The 6,487-nt window shown below is 66.0% G+C and carries 5 protein-coding genes, 1 tRNA gene and 1 pseudogene; 4 read left to right on the forward strand and 3 right to left on the reverse strand.

What is annotated here, in order from left to right; all coding sequences use genetic code 11:
* On the forward strand, positions 1-186 hold a 186-nt coding region (locus A3E77_RS08185; protein ID WP_458574427.1), incomplete at its 5' end, for a tetratricopeptide repeat protein.
* A 212-nt stretch (positions 187-398) separates the two neighbouring features.
* Here A3E77_RS08185 and putA read toward each other — a convergent pair.
* Entirely contained in the window at positions 399-3,494 is a 3,096-nt protein-coding gene (gene putA / locus A3E77_RS08190; protein WP_293644828.1) for a bifunctional proline dehydrogenase/L-glutamate gamma-semialdehyde dehydrogenase PutA, read from the reverse strand.
* A 97-nt stretch (positions 3,495-3,591) separates the two neighbouring features.
* Between putA and A3E77_RS08195 the strand changes: the two genes are divergently transcribed.
* Complete coding sequence (locus A3E77_RS08195; RefSeq protein WP_293644830.1) at positions 3,592-4,062, forward strand: Lrp/AsnC family transcriptional regulator; 471 nt, start codon at positions 3,592-3,594, stop codon at positions 4,060-4,062.
* A gap of 49 nt (positions 4,063-4,111) precedes the next feature.
* Positions 4,112-4,185, forward strand: a tRNA-Gly gene (locus A3E77_RS08200).
* Between the two features lie 98 nt (positions 4,186-4,283).
* Here the strand turns inward: A3E77_RS08200 and A3E77_RS08205 are convergent.
* Positions 4,284-5,060: a transglutaminase-like domain-containing protein gene (locus A3E77_RS08205; protein WP_293644832.1), complete on the reverse strand. Its 777-nt coding sequence runs from the start codon at positions 5,058-5,060 to the stop codon at positions 4,284-4,286.
* Positions 5,061-5,120: 60 nt separating this feature from the next.
* Between A3E77_RS08205 and A3E77_RS08210 the strand changes: the two genes are divergently transcribed.
* Positions 5,121-6,356, forward strand: coding sequence for an MFS transporter (locus A3E77_RS08210; RefSeq protein WP_293644834.1), 1,236 nt, complete (start codon positions 5,121-5,123; stop codon positions 6,354-6,356).
* On the opposite strand, the pseudogene A3E77_RS08215 reads toward A3E77_RS08210, so the two are convergent.
* Positions 6,329-6,487 (reverse strand): annotated as a pseudogene (locus tag A3E77_RS08215) (competence/damage-inducible protein A); the annotation flags it as partial. The gene A3E77_RS08210 and the pseudogene A3E77_RS08215 overlap by 28 nt on opposite strands.

The raw sequence follows: 6,487 nt of genomic DNA on the forward strand, positions 1-6,487 counted from the left end.
CTGGAAGCCAAGCTGAAAGCCAATCCCGCCGACGTCGATCGCTGGATCATGCTGATGCGCAGCCGGATGACGCTGGGCGAAACCGCAAAGGCGGCGCAGGCGTTGAAGGACGGCATCGCCGCCAATCCGGCGGCGGCCGGACGGCTGAAGGCACAGGGGCAATTGCTGGGCGTGCCGGGCGCGTAAATTAACCATTGGCGCTTCGCCGACAAAGCGGTATCCCCGACGCGCTGCGGGGGGCGCCAAAAACATAAGGTCGCCGTGGCACAATGCCGCGAGACGATTTCGGACGTATTTGCCCGGGACAGCCGTCCACTCTGTATCGGGCCTCGTGGTCGCTGCCGATGCGCGCGATGACCAAGCCGCGCACCTGCCCCCGAATTGAACCCGCCCCCAGCTTAACCCGCCATCAGCGCCGCATTGCCGCCCGCCGCGGTGATGTCGGTCGAGATCGACTTTTCCTCGGCAAAGCGGTGCAGATAGTGCGGGCCGCCCGCCTTCGGACCCGTGCCCGACAGCCCGCGCCCGCCGAACGGCTGCGACCCGACGATCGCGCCGATCTGATTGCGGTTGACATAGACATTGCCGACCGCCGCGCGCGCCGCGATGTGCGCCGCAACGCCGTCGATCCGCGTGTGGACGCCAAGCGTCAGACCATAGCCCGACGCGTTGATCGCATCGATGAGCGCATCGAGTTCACCGCCCTTCCACGTCGCGACGTGCAGCACGGGTCCGAAAATCTCGCGCGTCAAATCGGTGACATGATCGAGCCGGATCAGCGCCGGCGGAACGAAATGACCACCCACGGGCAGGTTGGTGCGACCCGCTTCTGCGATCACGCGGCCTGCGGCACGGGCTTCGGCGACATAGGCGGCGATGTTCGCCCGCGCTTCGTCGTCGATGATCGGGCCGACGTCGGTGGCGAGGATCGCCGGGTCGCCGACATTCAGTTCGGCCATCGCGCCCGCGACCATCTCGATCATCGTGTCGGCGACATCTTCCTGCACGCACAGCAGGCGCAGCGCCGAGCAACGCTGTCCCGCCGACTGGAAAGCCGAAGCGACGGCATCGCGCGCGACCTGTTCGGGCAGCGCGGTCGAATCGACGATCATCGCATTGGCGCCGCCCGTTTCGGCGATCAGGGTCGCGATCGGGCCGTCGCGGCCGGCGAGGCTGCGGTTGATCATCCGCGCGACCTCGGTCGACCCGGTGAAGGCGACGCCAATGATGTCATCATGGCTGGTGAGCGCCGCGCCGACCGTCTCGCCGCGACCGGGAAGGTAATGCAGCACGTCGCCGGGGATACCCGCTTCGAGCAACAGTTCGACCGCGGCATGCGCGATAAGCGGGGTCTGTTCGGCGGGTTTCGCCAGCACGGCGTTGCCCGCGGCGAGCGCCGCCGACACCTGGCCCAGAAAGATCGCCAGCGGAAAGTTCCACGGGCTGATGCACACGAACACGCCCTTGCCTTCGAGCATCAGCTCGTTGCGTTCGCCGGTCGGGCCGGGCAGCGCGACCGGGTACGTAAAGTCGGCGCGCGCCTGCGCCGCGTAATAGCGGAGGAAATCGACCGCTTCGCGCACTTCGGCAATCGCATCGACGAGCGTCTTGCCCGCCTCGTCAATCGCAAGGCCAAGGAAGGTCGCGTCGCGTTGTTCGAGCAAGTCGGCGGCGCGTTCGAGGCGTTCGGCGCGGAAAGCCCCGCCCGCAAGGCTCCAGTCGCCCTGCGCGCTGCGCGCGGCAGCGACGGCATCGGCCATCGTCGCGGTATCGGCCTCGATCACCTGTCCGACGACGGCGCCCGTTGCCGGATTGCGCACCGGATCGGCCTTGCCGCTGCGCGCGACACCACCGACGATCGGCGCCGCGACAAGGTCGCCGCGCCGCGCCGCGCCGATGGCCGATACCAGCGCTTCGGGCACGCCGGGCTCACCCAGGTCATAACCGCGCGAATTTCGCCGCACCGGGTCGAAAAGGCCAAGGCCGGTGGCGATTGGCGACGCGGCCGCGCTGGCAACGCTGCGCGGGTCGATCGCAAGCTGTTCGGCGGTGACGCCGGGGTCCGAAAACTGGTGAACAAAGCTGGAGTTCGCGCCATTTTCGAGCAGGCGGCGGACGAGATAGGCGAGCAGGTCGCGATGCGTGCCGACCGGCGCATAGACGCGCACCGGGCGCGGCGGCGGGAACAGCGCGACCAAGGCATCATGCGCGCCCTCGCCCATGCCGTGCAACCGTTGCAATTCATAATCGGCGCCCGCGAACAGTTCGGACACATAGGCCAGCGTCATCGCATTGTGGCTGGCAAAGGCCGGATAGATGCAATCCTGGCAATCGCGCAGCAACTGGACGCAGCGCATATAGTTGAGGTCGGTGTGCAGCTTTGCGGTGAAGACCGGGAAGTCGCTTAAGCCCAGCGTCTGCGCGCGCTTGATTTCGGTGTCCCAATAGGCACCCTTGACGAGGCGCATCGACAGCTTGACGCCGCGCGTTCGCGCGCGGTTGGCGAGCCATTCGATCACCGCGGGCGCGCGCTTCTGATACGCCTGGATCACGATGCCGAGCCCGGTCCAGCCGTCGGCGATCCCCGCGTCGATCAGCGCCGCGAACACGTCCATATGCGGTTCGAGCCGGTCGCTTTCCTCGGCGTCGATCATCAGCGGGATGTTGACCGCGCGCGCCGCCTTGGCGAGGTCGATCACCTTTGGCACCAGTTCGCCGATCACGCGCGCGTGCTGGAGATATTCATAACGCGGGTGAAGCGCCGACAGTTTGATCGAAATGCCGTGATTGGCGTGCGGGTCGCCGGGCTTCGCATCCTTGCCGATGCGCGCAATCGCGTTCGCATAGCTTTCGTAATAGCGCGCCGCATCCTCGGCGGTGCGCGCGGCTTCGCCGAGCATGTCGAAACTTGCGAGTTCGGACGTTTCCTTGTCGGCGCGCTTGACCGCGGCGTCGATCGTCTCGCCCATCACGAACTGCTGGCCGAGCATCTTCATCGCCGCGAGCGCCGCCTGGCGGATCACCGGCTCGCCCGAGCGGCGGACCATCGATTTGATCAAGGTCAGCGGGTTCGCCCTGCTGCCCATCGCGTCGAGCATCAGCGTCGCCGATCCGAGCGACAGCCCGCGCGAGGACAGCGCGACGATCAGCGGGCTGTCCTCATCCTCGCCATCCTTCCAGTGGCGCCCGGCGATCTTGTCGCGGATCAGCGCATTGGCGGTCGCGTTGTCGGGGACGCGCAGCAGCGCCTCGGCAAGGCACATCAGCACGACGCCTTCTTCGGTCGAGAGGCGGTAACGGTTCATCAACTGCGCGACGAGCGTCTCGCGCTCACCCTCCGCCTTGGCCTTGCGGATCAGCTCGAGCCCACGGCGCGTGACGGCATCGACGCTCGCCGAAGAGGTGGCAAGGACGGCACGCAGTTCGGCGACGAGGTCGGATTCGCTGCGTCGGGCGAGGGCACGGATGGCGGCGCGGTCGGGGCTTTGGGTCATGGCGCCTGATACCATATTGCCAGGCGCCGATCCGACTTGTTTTTGTCGATATGATTTGCGAATTGACCAAGATACCGATCAATTCTAGTCAGAATATATGAAAAACAGCCCATCGACAGTCGAACTGGATGATTTCGATCGCAAGATTCTTGCCATCATGGGCCGCGACGGACGCATCACCTTTACCGAGCTGGCGGTGCAGGTCGGGCTGTCCAAAACGCCATGCCAGCAACGCGTGAAGCGCCTCGTCGACAGCGGGCTGATTGTCGGCTTCCGCGCGATCGTCGATCCAGCGAAGGTCGGGCTCGACCATGTCGCCTTCACCGAGGTCAAACTGTCGGACACGCGCGAGGATGCGCTGAAGCAGTTCAATACCGCGGTGCGGCAGATTCCCGAAGTCGAGGAATGCCACATGATCGCGAGCAGCTTCGATTATCTCCTCAAGGTGCGCACCCCCGACATTCGCCGTTACCGCATCGTGCTCGGCGAGAAGATTTCGAGCCTGCCGCATGTCGCGAGCACGTCGACCTTTGTCGCGATGGAAACGATCTGCGAATCGGCGCGCTGACGCCAAGAGATTGACCGCCGCGCCCGCCTGTGCCAATCGCGCAGGCCACGCGGGTGTAGCTCAATGGCAGAGCAGAAGCTTCCCAAGCTTACGACGAGGGTTCGATTCCCTTCACCCGCTCCACCGAATACAGCAGGTAAGGCCGAAGCGGCGATCACCGAAAGCTCGGCCGACCTTGCGCCGCGAGGATCGGCGGCGCGGCTTTGCCACGCCGGATCATGCTAAACCTTCTTCACCTTCACCGACTGGCTGACGAACGCGATATCGCGATAGGCGGTGAGGAAGGAGACGTCGGCGGCGTCGCGACCGACGCAAATGCGCGCCATTTCGGACGCGCGCGCCATGCCCGTCGCATCGACCAGGTGCCAGTCACCATCCAGATAGACTTCGGCCACCGCGTGAAAATCCTGCGGCGTGACGCGCAGCGCATAGGCGCTCGCCATGCGCGCAGGGATGTGCGCGGCGCGGGCCAGCGCGATCATCACATGCGCATAATCGCGGCACACGCCGCGCCGTTCGACGAAGCTGTCGAGCGCGCCCGTTTCCGCATCGCTCGCCCCCGCGACATAGGTGAAGCGGCTTTCGATCCAGTCGCGCATCCGCCCGATCTTTGCCCCGCCCTCAAGCTCGCCGAAGCGACGTTCGACGAAGGCATGGAATTTGTTCGACGGGCAATAACGCGATTCGTTGAGATAAGGGATCGCCTCGGCCGGAAGCCGGTGGAGCGGCACGGCGGCGAGCGTGCGGAAATCCGTGTCGGGCCGGTCAATCTCGACCTCGGCGCGATATTCGGCGCGCAGGCTGCCCTCGGCGCGCAGCCAGATCGGCTCGCACAGGCCGTCGGCCGCGGGAACGCGCGCGATAAATTCGGGGGAGCCGACGTCGAGCGAGGAATCGACGACGCGCTGGCCGTTCCCGTCCGCCGCCTCGATCTGAAGCATCAGGTCGACGGGTTCGGACAGGCGGTAATTTAGGGAGGCGGAAATTTCGAGTTTCATCTATCGGCAACGCATGAGGGAGGGTTCGGTGCCGCTAGGGACAGCAGAAAGAAAGAGCAAGTGACGCCGGGGCGTACTATCCCGTTCATCGTCGCCACGATCTTCATGGACGCGATCGGTTTCGGCATCATCATGCCGGTGCTGCCGCAACTGGTGATGGAGGTCGGACAGATCGACCTGCCCCATGCGATCGAGGTCGGCGCATGGATCGGGCTGGTCATGGCGGTCGCAACCTTCCTGGCGTCGCCCGTGCTCGGCAATCTGTCCGACCATTTCGGACGGCGGCGCGTGCTGCTGCTCGCGCTCGGCGGGCTTGCGGTCGACTATGCGCTGCTGACGATCGTCGAAACTTTGCCCTGGCTGTTCGTGGCGCGCGCCTTATCGGGTATTTTCGGCGGCAGCTATGCCGCGGCACAGGCGGCGATCGCCGACATCACCGCTCCGCAAGAGCGCGCGCGCAATTTCGGCTTCGTTGGCGCGGCCTTCGGGATCGGCTTCGTCGCGGGGCCGGCGATCGGCGGTTTCCTGGGCGAGATCAGCCCGCGCGCGCCCTTTGTCGCCGCTGCGATCCTGGCCGCCGCGAACATGCTCTATGGCTATTTCATCTTCCCCGAAACGCTTCCTCCCGAACGCCGCCGGACGTTCGACTGGCGCCGCGCCAACCCGCTCGGCGCGTGGAAGACGATGCGCGCGCTGCCCGGCATGGACGGCGTCGCCGCGGTGCTCGTGCTGTGGCAGATCGCCAGCCTCGTCTATCCGATGACGTGGAGCTTTTACTGCATCGCTCAGCTTGGCTGGACGCCGGGAATGATCGGGGCGAGCCTCGCCGCGGTCGGGGTGATGATCGCGCTCGGCCAGGTCTTTGTCGTCGGCCCCGCGGTCGCGCGGTTCGGCGAGCGCGACGCCGCGACGCTCGGCATCCTCGTCGCGGTGGCGGTCTATATCGGCTATGCCTTCACGACCTCGACGATCGGCGCCTTCCTGCTGTTGATCCCGGTCGCGCTCCAGGCGCCGGTGCAGCCGTCGCTGATGGCGATGATGTCGCGCCGGGCGACGCCCGAAACGCAGGGCGAGGTGCAGGGCATTTCGGCGATGGCGATGGGATTGGGCCAGCTTTTCGCACCGCTGCTGCTGACGGGCACGATGGCCTATTTCACTGCCAACGGCGCGCCGGTGCATTTTCCGGGCGCCGCCTTTGTCGTGGCGGCGATCTTTGGCTTGCTCGCGATCCTGATGCTTCGCCGCCTGCCGCGAACGCAGTCGGCCGATCAGATGCCGCCGTCGGTCACCGCATAGCCGAGCGCTTCGAGACCCGCGGTGAGCATCGCGGCACAGGCCGCGACCTGATCGCCGTCGGTCGCCCGGATCACGAAATTGGCGCCGGTGCGCCCCTCGCGAAAAAAGGGATAGCTGCCGATCGCGACGCC

The organism is Sphingopyxis sp. RIFCSPHIGHO2_12_FULL_65_19 (assembly GCF_001830555.1).
Lineage (GTDB): Bacteria > Pseudomonadota > Alphaproteobacteria > Sphingomonadales > Sphingomonadaceae > Sphingopyxis.

What these genes read in the sequence shown, in the direction of transcription:
- putA (WP_293644828.1), bottom strand. Translation starts at nt 3,494, where the DNA reads ATGACCCAAAGCCCCGACCGCGCCGCCATCCGTGCCCTCGCCCGACGC.
- A3E77_RS08195 (WP_293644830.1), top strand. Translation starts at nt 3,592, where the DNA reads ATGAAAAACAGCCCATCGACAGTCGAACTGGATGATTTCGATCGCAAG.
- A3E77_RS08205 (WP_293644832.1), bottom strand. Translation starts at nt 5,060, where the DNA reads ATGAAACTCGAAATTTCCGCCTCCCTAAATTACCGCCTGTCCGAACCC.